Source organism: Sorangium sp. So ce375 (genome assembly GCF_051473855.1).
Classification (GTDB): Bacteria; Myxococcota_A; Polyangia; order Polyangiales; family Polyangiaceae; genus Sorangium.
In genome coordinates this window covers 12,037,146-12,053,593 of record NZ_CP150335.1, presented here as the reverse complement: position 1 = coordinate 12,053,593, position 16,448 = coordinate 12,037,146, and the positions used below count along the sequence as shown (strand labels likewise).

The following is a 16,448-nucleotide window of genomic DNA, read 5'->3' as shown; positions in this document are numbered from 1 at the left end:
GCGGCGCGTGAGGCGCGCTCAGCCGTGTGCGCCCCGCCGCGACGGGCGCGCGGCGTGTTGCCATCTCTGCGGGCCGCGGGCCCTCGTCGCGGCCCGACGCACGCCGCTCTCGGCCGGCGCCGGGGCGCGCAGGTGCCCGCTGCGCAGGTAGTAGGCCAGGAGCGTGTCCAGCAGCCGGGTGTCCATGGGGGGACACGCGATCGCCGTGCCGGCCAGCCCATCGATCGTGTTCTGGCAGTCGCACGCGGGCATCTGCGCGTACAGCTCCCATCGGGTCAGGTCGCCATGGACCTTCTCGGTCAGCATCGGCAGGAGGGGAAGGAACGGGTTGTCGCCCGCTCGTCGTATCCGCGTCAGCAGCTCCTCGCACCACTGCGCGTAAGGCAGCCGCGCCAGCGGATAGCCGCGGGCGCCGAGCAGGTCGAAGAAGCCGTTCAGGTCGAGCCGGTGCGACGGCGGGGGCACCAGGTGGAACGCCTTCCCCAGGGAACCCGGCCGGCAGGACAGGCGCACGATCGCTCGGCTGACGTAATCGACCGTCACGAGCTCCTTGCTCTGCGCCGGGAGGTCGGGGGCACAGCGCATCTCGACGCAGCCTTTGATCATCCTGCTTACGAAGTCGGTCACGTGGGCGACGCCGGTCTCGCTGTGACCCATGATGAACCCAGGGCGGAAGACGGTGACGGGCACCCCCCGCGAGCGCGCGATCCACACGAGCTTCTCGGCGACCCACTTGCTCTGGGAATAGCCCATGTCCGTATGGAGGTAGTCCGCCCAGCGATCGAGGTCGTCGCTCTCCCGCACGGTCTTCGCTCCGGTGAAATAGCCGACGTGACCGATGACCCCTATCGTCGAGATGTGGTGCACCGGCTTCGTCCGGCGCCGGCAAGCGAGCCGCAGGATCTCCTGCGTGCCCAGCACGTTCGCCGCCTTGTGGGACGCGTAGGGCTTGATGTAATTGACCTCGGCGCCTGAGTGGTAGATCGCGTCGATGCGCTCCGCGAGCGCGTCGAAGCCGGCCGGGGTGAGCCCGAGCAGCGGCTCCTTCAGGTCGCCGGGCACCGCGACGATCCTCGCGCTCATCGAGGGATCCCAGAGCGAATAGGACGCAAGGCTCCGCCGGATCCTCGAGAGCCCCGCGGCGGCGTCGGGAGCGCGGACCAGGCAATGGACCGTGGCGCGCGTCTGCGCCAGCAGATCGCGCACGAGAAAGGCGCCCAGGAAGCCCGTGGCGCCCGTGAAAAAGACGTGGCGAGGCGGAGCGCTCGTGTCGACGGGCGAGCCGCAAGGGAGAATGTCGGGGGCGAGGGCGGCCTCCGCGCGGAGATCGATCGCGCCCATCGACTCCGTGGCGCCGCGCGCCTTCCAGCGCCGCGCCTCCTCGACGGCGCGGGCGAGCCCGGCCACGGTGGGCGACTCGAACAGCCGGCGCGCGGGCACGTCGACCTGGAAGACCATCCTCACATGGAGGAGCACCTGCGCCGCCAGCAGGGAGTTTCCGCCGAGCTCGAAGAAGTCATCGTCGACCTCAGGGCCGTCGGTATGGAGGACGGACGCCCAGATCTCGGCCACGAGGCGCTGGACGGGAGAGCGGGTGCTCTTCGGAGGGCGGGTGCTCTCCGGCGCTCCGGAGTGCATCCGGCCGATGTCGGGCGGCGGGAGCGCCCTGCGATCGACCTTGCCGGTCGCGGCGAGCGGCAGCGATGGCAGCACGACGAACGCGGCCGGGATCATGTAGTCGGGCAGCTTCTCCTGAAGAGATCGGCGCAGGGTCCTCGACACGTCGCGGGACGCGGGGCCGCTGCTGTCCGCGCCGGCCTCCTCCCACCGATCCCCGCCCGCGGGGCGCGACGGAGGGCCGCCCGGGCCGAAGTCCGAGACGACGTACGCCAGGAGGCGCCTGTCGCCGGGCGCGTGCTCGTAAAGCACGACCACGGCCTCGCGCACGCAGGGGCACGCGCACAGCGCCGCCTCGATTTCGCCGAGCTCGACGCGGAAGCCACGGATCTTCACCTGGCAGTCGATCCGCCCCAGATAATCGATCGATCCATCCGCCAGACAGCGGACCTGATCGCCCGTCTTGTACAGGCGCTCTCCCGGCTCCTCGGGCAACGGGTTCTGGATGAACGCCGCGGCGGTCAGCTCGGGTCGGTTCAGGTACCCTCGGGCCAGCCCGTCGCCGGCGACATAGAGCTCGCCGGGTACACCCACGGGCACCGGCTGGAGCCGGCGATCCAGGACATAAACGCGTGTGTTCGCGATGGGCCGTCCGATCGGGACGCGGGAGGCGCCCTCCGGGACCGCGCGCACGAGGTGAGCCGTGGAGAACGTCGTGTTCTCGGTTGGGCCGTAGCCGTTCACGAGGTGCTTCGGGGGGCCTTTCTTGAGCACCTCTCTGGACAGCTTCGGATTGAGCACGTCGCCGCCGACGACGAGGTAGGAGAGCCCCTGAAAGGCGTCCGGGCTCACGCGCGCGAGGTGGTGGAAGAGCGCCGTGGTCAGGAACAGGACGGTGATGCCTTCGCGGCGGAGGAGCGCCGGCATCGCTTCCGGCGACAGCAGCGTCTCGTGAGACACGATGACGAGGCAAGCGCCGTTGAGCAGCGCGCCCCAGATCTCGAACGTCGACGCGTCGAAGGAGAGGCTCGAGGCGTGCGCCACGCGATCCGATGGCCCGAACGCGACGTAACCTGTGTCCCGGACGAGGCGGACGACCCCTCGGTGCGGGACGGCCACGCCCTTGGGCCGGCCGGTCGAGCCCGATGTGAACATCACGTAGGCGAGATCGGTCGCGGCGGCAGGGATGGCCGGGTCTCCGTCGTCGCCGGACGCGCCGTGGTCCTCGTCGAGGCACATGACGTCTCCGCGGAAGCCGAGCTGTGCCACGAGCTCTCGCTGGCCGAGCACGAGGCTCACCGCGGCGTCCTCCAGCATGAAGCGCAGCCGCTCGGCTGGATAGCTCGGATCGAGGGGGACGTAGGCGCCGCCGGCCTTGAGGACGCCGAGCAGGGCGACGAGCGCCCTCGATGAACGCTCGATGAGGACGGCCACGCGCAGCTCGGGGCCGGCGCGGCGCGCGGAGATCCGATGAGCGAGCCGGTTGGCGCGGCGGTTCAGCTCACCGTAGGTGAGCGCGTCGCCGCCCTCGATGACAGCGATGGCGTCGGGCGTCCGCGCGACGTGCTCCTCGAAGAGCTCATGAACACACGCGTCGCGCGGGTAGGCGGTCCGCGTCGCGTTCCAGGCGACGGTCATCCGGCGCCGCTCCTCGGGCGCGAGCAGCGGGACCTCGGAGATCGGCCGCTCCGCGTCCTCCGCGACGCCCGCGAGCAGGAGGCCGAGGTGGTCCAGGAGCCGCTCGATGGTCCCGGGATCGAACAGGTCGGTGCTGTAGGCCATCGTCGCGACGAGCCCTCGCTCGGACGCCGCGACGGACAGCGACAGATCGACCGGCGCGCCCCGGCGGGCGCGCGAGCGCCGCGCGGCGGTCGTTCCCCTGATCGAGGCGCGGCGGAGGACATCCCCGGGTCGCGCGAGCTCGAAGGTGGTCTGGAACATCGGGGGATCGCCCGTGTCCTCCGCCGCCCCGAGCCCCGCCGGCCGCCGGTCGAGAGGCATGGGGCGGCGGGCCTCGGCCGAGGCGACCTGCGCGGCGATCTGCGCGAGGAGATCTCGAAAGCTGAGGTCCTCGTCGAGGCGGGCGTGAAGGACGAGCGGCCGCCGAGGCCTTGGCGCCGCGCGCCAGCCCCATCGGCCGCGGCGAGGCCAGGGCGTCCCGATCAGGATCTCGCTCTGAAGGGTATGGCGGTAGAGCAGCGCTGCATAGGCAGAGAGCAGGGTGACGAGGAGCGTCGCGCCCGAGCCCCGGCGCGCGCGGTCGAGCGCCAGCGCGAGCCGAGGCGGCAGCTCTCGCGACACCGAGGCGCGGCCGCGCGACGGGGCAGGCGGGCGGGGGCGATCGGTCGCCAGATCGAGCCGGGGAAGCTCGCGCGGGAGCTCCCCCGGTGCGTGGGACAGACGAGCCTGTGTCGCTCGAGCGCGCATGATCGAACCTCCCCCTGGGACTTCAGAGGACGACGCGTGGGAGCTCAGACGGTCATCGAGCGCGCCTTGCGCTTCAGCGCATAGGCGATACCGCTTTGCAGGGTGCCGCACGTGACGAGCCCTCTGAGCTCGGTGCCAAGATTGACGAGCGCCTGCGCGACGACGGGGCGGACGCCGGACAAGACAACGTCGGCGCCGAGCAGCCTCGCTGCTTGCGCGATGCGGACCAGCGCGGCGGCCACCTCTTCGTCCACGGCCTTCACACCCGTGATATCGAGTATCGCGACTGCAGCTTGCTTTTGGCCGAGCGCGTTCAGGAGCGTCTCCAGGATCTGCTGCGCGCGCTCCCGGTCGATCGCCCCGATGAGGGGCATCGCGATCACGCCCTCGGCGATCGGGATGAGCGGCGTACCGAGCTCCCGGAGCGCCGCCTGCTGCGCCTGGATCAGCCGCATCTGGGCGAGCGTCTCCTCCTCGTACCGGAGCTGCTCCGTGATGTCCCTGAAGAACGCCGCCATGCCCGTCGGCTCCCCCGCGGGGCCCACGAGCACGACGGCGGTGGTCTGCCCCATCCACTCGCTCCCGTCGGGCCGCCGGATCTTGAGGACGCCGCGCCACGCGCCGTCCTTCATCAGGATCGGCAAGACCTCGCTCGAGAGCTGGTGGAAGCTCTCGGGCGAATAGAAGTCGGCCATCGGACGGTTGACCGAGGCGTCGCCGAAGCCGCTCATCGCCTTGAAGGCGGTGTTGGCATAGACGACCTGCCCGCTCATGGATGTCAATGTGATGCCATCTAGCGCATTGTCAATCAACCTCTTCGACACACCGAGCTCTTCGGCCTGGCGGCGCTGCTCGACCTCCATGTCCTTTCGACCTGTGATGTCCTGGACTACGCTCATGACCTGCCGGGGCGTGCCAGCGCCGTCGCGCGCGAGGACGATCTCGCGCCTCGTGAGCCAGCACCACGACCCGTCGGCCTTGCGCAGCCGATACGCGAGCTCCGCCGAGTCGCTCGCGTGGCCGTCTCCGGCGTGATCGAGGTGCTCGCGGGCCCGGGTCTGGTCGTCCGGGTGCGCCAGCGCCACGAACGCGTCGAGTCCCGCGAGCCCCGGTTCGTCTGCGGCATATCCGAGCTCGACGGAAAGCGAGCGGTTCTCGTAGAGCTTGCGCTGCTCGGCCGGATCGTGGACGCAGAGCAGGTACGGCACCGCCTGCAGCACGGCGTTCGCGCGGCCCAGCTCCGCACGCAGATCCCGCTCGATCTGCTCTAGCCTGGACACACGAGCGCGCAGGGCGGCAAGCTCGCCATGATGCGATTGGAGAACCGTATCGTGAGGTGCCATCGAACTCCCCCAATGCTGGCAAAGGTCAGGCGGCGGCGGTGGACATCTCGCCTCCACCAGCGACGTTACACCTGATGAGCCATGGCAGACAGCATCAATCTACGCGGGGGGAGCGTCACAGTGGGGACAGCATGGCTCGCCGCTCGATACCATCACAGCGCGGACGTTTGCTGCGCTCATCGATCCATCGTTCGGTCCAGCGCCTGGTCGATTGCTTGGCTGCGCGCCTCTCCGACGGAGCGGGCGCCCCCGTAACCGCGCTGCCCTGCCTGGCCATCTTCGCCTGCGCTACCTTCCAGCCCCGTGTCCGTGATCCGTCACGGCCTTGATGCACCGTTACCGTTCACGCCATCATCTCCCGCCAGGCCGCCCCTTCCCGCCGCGCAGGACAGGATGCCTTGCCCAGCTCCACCCAGATCGTGGCTCATTGGATTCGTGAGTGGCAGAGGGGATCCACGTTCGCCGTCGCCACCATCGCCGTCTGTGGCGATACCACCCATCCCGTACGCGGCGTCACGGATCCAGGGATCGCGAGCCATGCACCGTCGCCGTTCGGGCAAGTGGAGGGTCGGCTGGCTCTTCGTAGGCTAGAGCGACTCACCCCCGAGCTGCGTGCCGTGCTCGCGGGCGCCGCCTTGGGTTGCAGCTGCAAGGAGTCAGCGGCGGAGCTCGGAGGAAACCAGCTCGCCGCGAGCAGGCGGAGGCGCCGCGTGTAGAAGGCAGTTGCGAGAAGTGCTTGGCTGAGCGCGGCGCCGACGCGACGCGCGGTCGGCGCGTGTGACGAGCTCCACGCGAATTCGAGCGCAACCCCGCGCTGTGGTGATTGGCCGCCGGCGCGGGGGTCCTCGCGGTGCATGCCGGAGCGTGTTGCTGCGTACAGTCCGCGATATTTGCGAGCCTCGGATCGCCGCGGCGATCGGCGAGGCGGCGATCTGCTGACACTGATGCTTTACCAGGTCGCGCCACGTCACGTACCCTCGGAAGCAATTGCGCGATCGATGATTCGCGCGGCGGCCGGGCGCGACGATCGACGGGTCACGAGGCACAATCATGGCAGAACAGGGCGCGTACACGTTCACGGCAAAGCTGCACGAGAGCGTGGGCGTCGTGATCCATCGGGCCGTCCGCGCCCGCGACGGCGCCCGCGTTGTCGTCAAGATCGGCAAGGGTGGGCCGCTCGCGCCGGCGATCCATTGCTCGCTGCGGCGGGAGTTCGCGGTGCTGCGATCGCTCGACCTGCCGGGGGTGATCAAGGCGCACGCGCTCGAGACGATCGGCGACGAGCTCGCGCTGGTGCTCGAGGACTGCGGCGGCCGCTCGCTCGACGTGCTGTTCCACGCCGGCGCCCTCGACCTCGCGGCGGTGCTGGCGATCGGCGTCGAGGTGGCGGGCACGCTCGACCTGCTGCACCGCTATCCGCTGCTGCACCGCGACCTCAAGCCGCACAACATCGTCTACGACCCGGCGACCGGGCAGGTGAAGCTGATCGACTTCAGCCTTGCGATCGCCGTCGGCGAGGACGAGGCGCGGCGCGTCGACGCGGGCGCGGGGATGGCGGGCACCCTGGCGTACATGTCGCCCGAGCAGACCGGGCGGATGAACCGGCCTGTCGACGCGCGCTCGGACCTGTACTCGCTCGGCGTGACGCTCTACGAGCTGGTGACCGGGGTGCTGCCGTTCGAGGCCGGCGACGCGATGGCGCTGGTCCACAGCCAGCTCGCGCGCGTGCCGGTCGCCCCGGCGGTGCTGATGCCGAAGGTGCCGCCGGTGCTGTCGGACATCATCATGAAGCTGCTCGCCAAGGCGGCCGAGGATCGCTACCAGAGCGCGGCCGGGCTGCGGGCCGACCTGCAGCGCTGCGCGGCCGCGTGGGCGGCGACGGGGACGATCGAGCCGTTCGCGCTCGGCAGCGCCGACCGGCCGTCGACCCCGCGGATCCCGCCGCGCCTGTACGGACGGCAGCAGGAGATCGACGTCCTGCTCGCGACCTCCACCGGCGTCGCCGGCGGCGCGCGCACGCTGCTGCTCGTGCGCGGGCCCGGCGGCACCGGCAAGTCGGCGCTGGTCCAGACCCTGGCGGCGCCGGTCGCCCGCGGCGGCGGGTTCTTCGTCGCCGCCAAGTGCGATCAATACGACCGCGGCGCGCCGTACGCCCCGATCGCCGCGGCGCTGCGCGAGCTGTGCCGCACCCTGCTGACGGCCGCGCCCGAGGTCCTCGAGGCGTGGCGGCGCGCCCTCGCGTCCGCCCTCGGCAGCAGCGGCAAGCTCCTCACCGATCTGATCCCCGAGCTCGAGCTCATCGTCGGCCCGCAGCCCGAGGTCCCGCGGCTCGGCCCGGCCGAGTCGCAGAACCGCTTCAACCTGATCTTCACCGCCCTGCTGCGGGTCTTCGCCGCCGCCGACCACCCGCTCGTGCTCGTGTTCGACGATCTGCAGTGGGTCGACCCGGCGTCGCTGCGCCTCTTGCAAGAGATGCTGCTCGACGCCGAGTGCAGGTACCTGCTGGTGCTCGGCGCCTACCGCGACGACGAGGTCGGCCCCGGGCACCCGCTGCCGGCCGCGCTCGCCGATCTGCGCGCGGCGGGGGTCGAGGTCGGCGACGTGCCGCTCGGTCCGCTGGCGCTCGCCGACGTCGAGGAGCTGCTGGCGGACACGCTGGTGATGGAGCGGCCGCAGGTCGCCGCGCTGGCGCGGATCGTCGCCGAGAAGACCCACTGCAACCCGTTCTTCATCGGCCAGTTCCTGCTGCTGCTCGCCGAGGACGGCCTCCTGCGCTGGGACCCCGCCGCGTGCCGGTGGGTGTGGGACGACGCAGAGGTGCAGGCGCGCGACGTCACCGACAACGTCGTCACCCTCGTCACCAGCAAGATCCGCCGCCTGACCCCCGCGGCCCAGCGGCTGCTGCAGCGGGCCGCGTGCGTCGGCTATCGCTTCTCGTGGCGCGTGCTCGCGGCCGTCGGCAGCGACGACGGCGACGACGCGGCCGCGGCGCTCGGCGAGCTGGTCCGCGAGGGCCTGGTGGTGCCGCTCGCCGGCGGCGAGGGCGACGATCTCCACCGCTTCCTCCACGACCGGGTGCAGCAGGCCGCCGGCTCGCTGCTGGCGAGCGAGGTGCGGGAGGCGACGCACCTGCGCGTCGGCCGGCTGCTGCGCGACGCGTACCCGGCGGGCGTGCCCGACGAGGCGCTGTTCGAGGTCGTCGGCCACCTCGACCTGGCGCTGCCGCGGATCGGCGGCGACGAGCGGATCGAGCTTTCGCGGCTCAACCTGCGCGCGGGCCGGCGGGCGCGCGCGGCGACGGCCTACCACGCGGCGCGGCAGTACTTCCAGGCCGGCTGCGAGTGCCTCGGCGCCGACCCGTGGGCGCGCTGGTTCGAGCTGGCGTTCGCGCTGCGCGTCGAGCTGGCCGAGTGCGCGTACCTGTGCGGGGCGTTCGCCGAGGCCGACGCGCTGTTCGAGGAGGCGCTCGCGCGGGCGCGCTCGCGCGAGGAGCGGGCGCAGGTCTACGACCTCCGCGTCCTCCTACACGCGGCGATGGGCGACTTCGCGGCGGTGGTCGCGGCCGGGCGCGCGGCGCTGGCGATGTACGGCTTCGGCCTGCCCGATGAGGGCCCGGCGCTGCAGGAGGCCGTCGCGGCCGCGTTCGCGGCGGCCCACGAGAACCTGGGCGAGCGGCGGATCGGCGCCCTGCTCGACGCCCCGCCGGCGCGCGACCCGGACGTCGAGGTCGTGATGCGGCTCCTGGCGTCGATGTCGGGGCCGGTGTTCGTCGGCAGGCCGGCGCTGTTCCCGCTGATCGTGCTGCACATGGTCAACCTGTCGCTGCGCCACGGCAACGTCGACGGGTCGGACTACAGCTACGCCGTGTACAGCATCCTGCTCGCCGGCGTCACCGGCGAGCTCGGCAAGGCCTACGAATTCGGCGAGCTCGGGGTCAAGCTCAACGAGCGCACCGGCAACCTGCGCACCCGCTGCATGGTGCACTTTTTGTTCGGCACGTCGGTCGTGTTCTACCGCCAGCCGTACGCGGACGGCGAGGAGTACCGCGATTCGGCGCGGCGCGGCGCGCTCGAGGTCGGCAACTTCGCCTACGTGTCGTTCTACTGCCTGCAATCGGCCGCCCTGGCGCTGATCGCCGACGCCGACATCCGCGGCGCCGAGGCCCGCATCGACGACGTCACGGCGCTCCTGCGGAAGACCCGCGACGTCGCGTCGACGGCGGTTGTCGAGTTCATGCGCCGCGTGGTCGTCAACTTGATGGGCGAGTCGGCGACGAGCGCCCTCGACGGTGACGGCTTCGATGATGACGCGTTCGTCGCCCACATGCCTCCCGGGGGGCTCGTGCCGTGGCTCTACGCGGTCAGCAAGCTGCGCCTCGCCTACCTGTACGGCGAGTACGAGCGCGGGCTCGAGCTCGCCGTCCGCGCCCGCGAGCTGCACGAGAGCGGCGCCGGGGCCGGGCACATGTACTCGCCCGAGCAGTACTCCTATTCGGGCCTGGTCGCCGCGGCCCGCTGGGACACGGCCGGCGAGGCGGAGCGCGAGGCGCTGGCGCAACGGCTCGAGCGCGAGCGAGCGGCCCTGCGGCCGTGGTCGACGAGCAACCCGTCGCAGTTCGTGGCGCTCCAGCACCTGCTCGACGCCGAGGCGGCGCGCCTGGCCGGCCGCGACGCCGAGGCGATCGCGGGCTACGAGCAGGCGATCGCCGAGGCGCAGGCGCGCGGGTTCGTGCTCCACGCGGCGCTGGCGAGCGAGTGCGCGGCGCGGCTGCACCTGCGCCGCAACCGTCGCGCGCTGGCCGGCGCCTACCTGCAGGACGCCCACGTCGGCTTCGCCCGCTGGGGCGCGGCCGCCAAGGCGAGCCAGCTGCTGCTCACCCGCGCCGACCTGCTCGCCCCGCCCGCGCCCGCGCGCGCCGGGCACAGCACGGGCCGCTCGACGACCACCACCCGCATGCTCGGCGGCAGCTCGCTCGACCTCGAGGGCCTGATGCGCGCCGCCCAGGCGGTCGCCGGCGAGCTGGTGCTCGACCGGCTGCTCGACCGCCTGATGCGGATCGTCATGCTCCGCGCCGGCGCTCAGCGCGGCTTCCTGCTCGTGCCGCAGGGCGATGATCTGTCGATCGCCGCCGAGATGCGCACCGCGCCCGACGAGGTCCACGTCGGCCTCGACCAGCCGATGCGCGACGACGCCGCCCTGGCGACCTCGGTGGCCCGCTTCGTCGCCCGCAGCCGCGAGGGCGTGCTGCTCGGCGACGCCGGCGCCGAGCCCCGCTTCGCCCGCGACCCCTACGTCGCCAGCCAGCGCCCGCGCTCGGTGCTGTGCCTGCCGCTGCTCCACCAGGGCCGGCTGTCGGGGATCCTCTACGTCGAGAACAACGCGACCCGCGACGCCTTCGCGCCCGACCGCGTCGAGCTGCTGCAGCTGCTTTCGGCGCAGGCGGCGGTGGCGATCGAGAACGCCCGGCTGTACGCCAGCGTGGAGCAGGCCCGCGAGCAGCTCGAGCAGCAGGTCGAGGCGCGGACACACGAGCTGCAGACCGCGCTCGAGCAGCTCCAGACCGTCAACGCCGACCTGGTGCGCCAGGGCGAGGCGCTGCGCGAGGCCCACGCGCAGACGCGCCGCGAGATCGGCGAGCGCGAGCGGGCCGAGCGCGAGCGGTCGGCGGCGCAGGCGGAGATCTTGCGCGTCCAGGAGGAGCGCCTGGCGGACATGGCGGCGCCGCTGCTGCCGATCACGGAGAGCATCGTGGTGATGCCGCTGATCGGGGTGCTCGACGACGCCCGCGCGTCGCAGGTGCTGGCGACGGCCCTCGAGGGCTCGGTCCGCACGCGCGCGCGGGTGGTGATCCTCGACATCACCGGCGTGCGCCAGCTCGATGCCGCCCCGGCGGCGATCCTCGCCCGGACCGCGAGCGCGCTGCGCCTGGTCGGCGCCCAGGCGATCCTCACCGGGGTGCGGCCCGCGGCGGCCCAGCTGCTCGTCCGCGACGCCGCCGGGCTCGACGGCCTGCTGACGCTCGGCACGCTGCAGAGCGGCATGGCCTACGCGCTCGCCCATACCCGCGGCTGAGGCGCCGGCGCCGCGGCATTTCGGCCGCTCCGTCGCGCCTCGCCAGCGTGTCGGCTCCCGGGTAGTGGCCAACTTTGCCCGGAGAGGGTCCACGGGAAGGCGGGAAGAGCATTAATGCTTTCTTCCCGCCTTCCCGCCTTCATGTTCCAATTTGACCACTACCTCGCGGTCTGCCGTCGTCACTCCCTGCTCCGGACAGCGCGGCCAGGCGAGCTTCTCCCGCTGCTCCTCGATGATCAGGAATTGCGCCGGGACGAACTCGAGCGCTTCGCTCGAGGGATGACCGATGCACTTCTTTTCCTCGCCACACTGCGCGCACTTCTGCTCAGTCTCAGGGACGGGCACGACGACAGGAGGGCAGCATTCTAGCCCGCGGTGGTCAGGCGAGAGGCCCCGCGTGACTCCTCACCTCGGGCCCCTCACTGCACGTTCCTCACCCGACCAGGTACCGCCTTCCACTCGGCTCAAACCCCGCGCGGGAAATCGCCTTGCGGCGGTAAGCGCGGGTCCTCCGTCGGATCGGGCGACGGCGGCTTTGGCTGCTCTGGCCCCGGATCCCCTGGGTTCGGCGGCAGCGGGGCATCCTCGTCGTCGCCGGGAAGGTCCGTCTTCGCGAGCTCATGCGTTCCGTGGTTCATGACGATCTTGCACTGCAATTTTCAAACCGCATCGCACACACGACCGCTCGACCCGCTGCTTGACGCCCCCGCCCGGCCCCCCTGATCTGCAGCCAGCGTGCTCTCGATCCGCCACGACCCCTTCCCGCTGGAGGCCGCCCGCGACCTGCTCGGCATCGTGCGCGCGCTCTACGCCGAGGCGCACGCCCGCGCGGCCAGCGCGGCAGATCTCCGCGCCATCGCCGCGGTCGGCGACGACCTCCGGCAGGCGATCGCCCTCGCCGAGGCGCACCCGCCCGGCACGCTCGGCTTCTCGTCGGCGTGGGCCCGCGCCGAGCGCGCGGCGGCCCGCGTCGGCGAGCTCGTGGACGCGGTCGCGCCCGCGGCGCCCATCGTCCGCGCCGCCGTGGCGCGCGTCGGCGGGGGCAACGTCACCCCCGGCGGGTGACCTGGCGCGTCAGCGCCCCCGCGATCGGATGGTCCGCCGCGATAGGCCAGGCCAGCGCGCGCGACGCGGCCGCACAGTACGCGGCGAGGCGCTCGCGCGGCACCGGGGCGCGCGCGCCGAGGCGACCGAGGTTGTCGACGAGCAACTCGAGGCAGGTGTTGCCCGTCCGCTCCCCGACGCCGAGCGCCGTGGCGTGGACCCGCTCGACGCCGCCGGCCACCGCCCAGAGCGCGGCCGCGAGGCCGAGCCCGCGATCGTTGTGGCCGTGCCAGTCGAGCTCGATCCCGGTCGCCCCCAGCGCGGCGAGCTCGCGCCGGGCGAACGCGATAAGCGCCTCCACCCCCGGCGGGGTGACATGGCCGGTCGTGTCGCAAAGGCAGAGGCGTGCCGCGCCGGCGTCGACGGCGGCGCGGAAGAGCGTGCGGAGCATGTCGGGCGGCGAGCGGGTCGCGTCCTCCGCGACGAGGCAGAAGGGCAGGCCGGCCGCCGCGGCCGCCCGCCCGGCCTCGTCGACGCTCCGGGCCAGGAAATCAGGCCCCCACCCCTCGACGAAGTGCCGGATCGGCGAGCTGCCGATGAACGCGTAGACCATGATCGGCGCCCCGGCGCGCTCGGCCACCCGGGCGACCTCCTCGACGTCCGCGGCGAGGGTGCGCGCGGCCGCGGTCAGGCCGAGCGGCAGTCGGGACGAGACGATCTCCCGGACGAGCAGGCACGCGTCGTCGAACTGGCGCGGCCCCGCCGCCGGGTAGCCGAGGTTCACGACGTCGACCCCGACGCTCGCCATCGCGTGGAGGAGCTCGATCTTGCGGCCGCGCGGCGGGTTCACGGTGGAGACGCCCTGGATGCCGTCGCGCAGCGTCTCGTCGAGCACCTCGACCGGCCGGGCTGCCCGGCCAAAGGGCAGCCACGCCTCGCCCTCAGCACGAGCGGCGCCCCACGCGGCCCCCCACACGTCAGCGAGCAGGCCGGAGGGCGGCAGCTGCCCGCCGGACGGCAACAGCTGCCCGCCAGACGGCAACTGCAGCCGCAGCTGCCCGCCGGACGGCAGCAGCTGCCCGCCGGGAGCCGACAGCTGCCCGCCGGGGCGCGGGGGGCTCTCCCCTGGCGCGGGCTCGGCGCGGTTCCAGTCGAAGGGGGCCGCGGCGCCGGGATCCCGGTCGTCGGCGCTCATGCGCTGCATCTCATCTCGAAGGGGGCTCTCGGCGTGGCGCGGGCGCGGCGCACCGCGTCGATCCGCGCTGGGGGAGAGGTTACTTCATGTCGGCCGCCGGAGCAGGTCCCAGCAGCACACGGCGAGCGCCGCGCGACGCACCGCGAGCACATCGAGCCGGCGCCGGGCGCCCGCGATCGCAGGACCGGACCCCCGCGCCCTCCGATCGGAGCGGCTTTCCGCGCGGAGAGCAGCAGCGTAAAAAGCTGACCAAGGAGCAACTTGCTGCTCCGGGACACCTGCCTGGACGGGGACGAGGGCGCCTTCTGCAACGACCCGGTCGAGATCGCTCGGCGCGGCGCACTCGTGCGCCGTGAAGACGGGCGACGCGCTGTACTGCTGGGAATCCGACATCGACGGGCAGATCGGCAATGGGGAATCGTCGCAGACGACCTATCCGACCCCTGTCCTCGTCCGGAGCGACATCCGGTACGTCGCGGCCGGCCAGGATCACACCTGCGCGATCAAGGCCTCCGACGCGGGCCTCCTCTGCTGGGGCAGGAACTTCGATGCACAGCTCGGCAACGGCTTGCGGGAGCACTCGCACTCTCCGGTGAACGTCCTCGCGCCGCTCGCGGCCGGCGTCGACGAGGTGGCCGCGGGCGACCGGCACACCTGCGCGCGCAAGGGCGCCGAGGTGTGCTGTTTCGGCAACGACTACAACGGCGCCGTGGGCGCCAACCGGTACGGGCCCGTGGAGGAGCCCACGCTCGTCGCCGTGCCGAGCGTGGCGCGCATCGATGTCGGCCGCGAGCGGAGCGGCGCGGTGTTCGGCGACGCGCGGGCCCTCAAGATGTGGGGAGTCGCCTACCTGGGCAATGGCGACGGGATGCTGTCCACGCAGCCGATCGACGTGCCCATCGACGGCGTGGCGCAGCTCGCCGGGGGCTACGACCACACGTGCGCGCTCAAGACGACCGGCGAGGTCCTCTGCTGGGGCAAGAACGACAGCGGGCAGCTCGGCGTGGGCCCGGACGTCGGCGAACAGCCGTCGCCGGTCGCGATCCGGTTCGACCCCTGAGCGAGAGCGAGGTCCGCCGGCCAGAGCGAGCGCCCGCGCTGATCCCGCGGGCTCGTGGTCCGGCGCGGGCAGGGAGGCTTCGCGGCTGTGACGTGCGTGTCGATGCGATCGCCCGGCCGGGCGCGAGAAGCTGGAGGCGCCGCCGGACATGGTCTATCGTCTCGAGTCCGCCGACCGGACGCCGTGAGGCGCCGAGAGCCGCTCCAACGTCTCGATGGCCGCCGAAGAAGAGGTCTTCCCCATGCGGATCGCGCTGATATCCGACATCCACGGCAACGAAGTGGCGCTCAAGGCCGTGTTGGCCAGCATCCAGGCGACGGGCGTCGATCAGGTGATCTGCCTCGGGGACGTCGCGACGCTGGGGCCGCGGCCTTCAGCCATCCTCGACATGCTGCAGGAGCTCGGGTGCCCGTGCATCCTCGGCAACCACGACGAATTCATGCTGGATCCGGAGCTGATCCGCACCTACACCGAGGCCCCCATCGTCGTCGACGCGGTGGACTGGTGCCGTGATCAGCTGTCGAAAGACGAGCTCGCCTTCCTGCGCACGTTCCAGGCGCGCCTTGAGATCCAGCTCGACACACACGCGACGCTCCTCCTGTTCCACGGCTCGCCCCGGTCTCACATGGAGGATCTCCTCGCGAACACCCCGCCGGAGGAGCTCGATCGCCGCCTCGCGGGCCACGCGGCGACGGTGATGGCCGGGGGGCACACCCACCTTCAGATGCTCCGCCAGCACCGCGGCACGCTCCTCGTGAACCCGGGGAGCGTCGGGCTCCCCTTCAAGGAGTACGCGAACGGCGGGCCGCCGACGCTGCTGCACCACGCCGAGTACGCGACCGTGGAGGCACAGGGCGGCGCGGTCAACGTCAGCCTGCACAGGGTGCCGGTCGACAGGGACGCGCTCCGCGCGGCGGTGACCGCCTGCGACAACCCCATGCGCGGCGCGCTGCTGCAGCAATACGCCTGAACGAGCCCGGCCGGTTCCGTCGAGCGCGGCACGCGGAGAGCGCAGGGGGCGCGAGCGCCTCGAGACCGCCCGCGACGCCGCGCGCTGGGCCGAAGAATCGCACGGCGTCGGCGATGTCGAGGGGCCCGATCCTCGTGCGACGGGGCGCGGCGATCTGGTAGCCTCGAGGGCGCGCGCCGGAGAGCGATGGAGCCCCGATGACGAAATACGAGCAGATCAAGCTGTCCTATGAGGCGTCCAAGGCGGCGATCGGCCAGGTCGCCGAGGAGCTCTTGCAGTGGATATACGAGCTCCGTGACCACATGGACTGGCCGAGGGACAAGTGGGCGCTCAACCGGATCTCCGGGGACGCCCACGCCAACGGGCTCTTGCAGCGGTTCGTCGTCGAGAATCAGCCCGGCGTCGGCGAGGTCTTGAAGTGCCAGCTGTCCCTCACCGTCGAGGACGAGCTGCCGTTCACCGTCGACTTCTTCGCGGTGGGCAGGACGGACAGGGGCCTCCTCGTCGTCCTCGTCGGCGGAGACCAGATCACCGTGAGCAAGGCGTCCCCCGAGGCCTTCTTCGACAAGGCCGTGGAGCACATCCGGCAGCAGGCGCGGCGCGTGGCGAAGACCCGCCGCGTAGGAGCCCACGCCGGCACGCCCCATCGCCCTGCCTAGAGCGACAAACGGGCTGAAACCACGAGAAAAAGCAGGAATCTTCACAGGGAGCAGCCGTGTT

At 72.1% G+C, this 16,448-nt stretch carries 8 protein-coding genes and 1 pseudogene; 5 read left to right on the top strand and 4 right to left on the bottom strand.

Going from position 1 to position 16,448, the window contains the following annotated elements; all coding sequences use genetic code 11:
- Positions 1-18: 18 nt before the first annotated feature.
- Positions 19-4,044: an amino acid adenylation domain-containing protein gene (locus tag WME90_RS44810; protein ID WP_437278232.1), complete on the bottom strand. Its 4,026-nt coding sequence runs from the start codon at positions 4,042-4,044 to the stop codon at positions 19-21.
- A 44-nt stretch (positions 4,045-4,088) separates the two neighbouring features.
- On the bottom strand, positions 4,089-5,324 hold the full coding sequence (locus tag WME90_RS44805; protein WP_437278231.1) for a PAS domain S-box protein: 1,236 nt from the start codon (positions 5,322-5,324) through the stop codon (positions 4,089-4,091).
- Between the two features lie 1,113 nt (positions 5,325-6,437).
- On the opposite strand from WME90_RS44805, the gene WME90_RS44800 reads away from it, so the two are divergent.
- A complete protein-coding gene (locus WME90_RS44800; RefSeq protein WP_437278230.1) occupies positions 6,438-11,459 on the top strand; it encodes an AAA family ATPase in 5,022 nt (1,673 codons plus the stop codon).
- A 153-nt stretch (positions 11,460-11,612) separates the two neighbouring features.
- Here WME90_RS44800 and WME90_RS44795 read toward each other — a convergent pair.
- Positions 11,613-11,807 (bottom strand): annotated as a pseudogene (locus WME90_RS44795) (IS66 family transposase zinc-finger binding domain-containing protein); the annotation flags it as partial.
- Positions 11,808-12,194: 387 nt separating this feature from the next.
- Here WME90_RS44795 and WME90_RS44790 point away from each other — a divergent pair.
- On the top strand, positions 12,195-12,524 hold the full coding sequence (locus tag WME90_RS44790) for a hypothetical protein (protein WP_437278229.1): 330 nt from the start codon (positions 12,195-12,197) through the stop codon (positions 12,522-12,524).
- On the opposite strand, the gene WME90_RS44785 is transcribed toward WME90_RS44790, so the two are convergent.
- Entirely contained in the window at positions 12,508-13,698 is a 1,191-nt protein-coding gene (locus tag WME90_RS44785) for a 2-isopropylmalate synthase (RefSeq protein WP_437278228.1), read from the bottom strand. The genes WME90_RS44790 and WME90_RS44785 overlap by 17 nt on opposite strands.
- A gap of 352 nt (positions 13,699-14,050) precedes the next feature.
- On the opposite strand from WME90_RS44785, the gene WME90_RS44780 reads away from it, so the two are divergent.
- From WME90_RS44780 to WME90_RS44770, 3 genes are all read left to right on the top strand, one after another.
- Positions 14,051-14,758 (top strand): RCC1 domain-containing protein, encoded by a 708-nt coding sequence (locus WME90_RS44780; RefSeq protein ID WP_437278227.1) that lies wholly within the window; start codon positions 14,051-14,053, stop codon positions 14,756-14,758.
- A gap of 241 nt (positions 14,759-14,999) precedes the next feature.
- Complete coding sequence (locus WME90_RS44775; protein WP_437278226.1) at positions 15,000-15,728, top strand: metallophosphoesterase family protein; 729 nt, start codon at positions 15,000-15,002, stop codon at positions 15,726-15,728.
- Positions 15,729-15,925: 197 nt separating this feature from the next.
- Positions 15,926-16,387, top strand: coding sequence for a hypothetical protein (locus WME90_RS44770; RefSeq protein ID WP_437278225.1), 462 nt, complete (start codon positions 15,926-15,928; stop codon positions 16,385-16,387).
- Positions 16,388-16,448 lie beyond the last annotated feature (61 nt).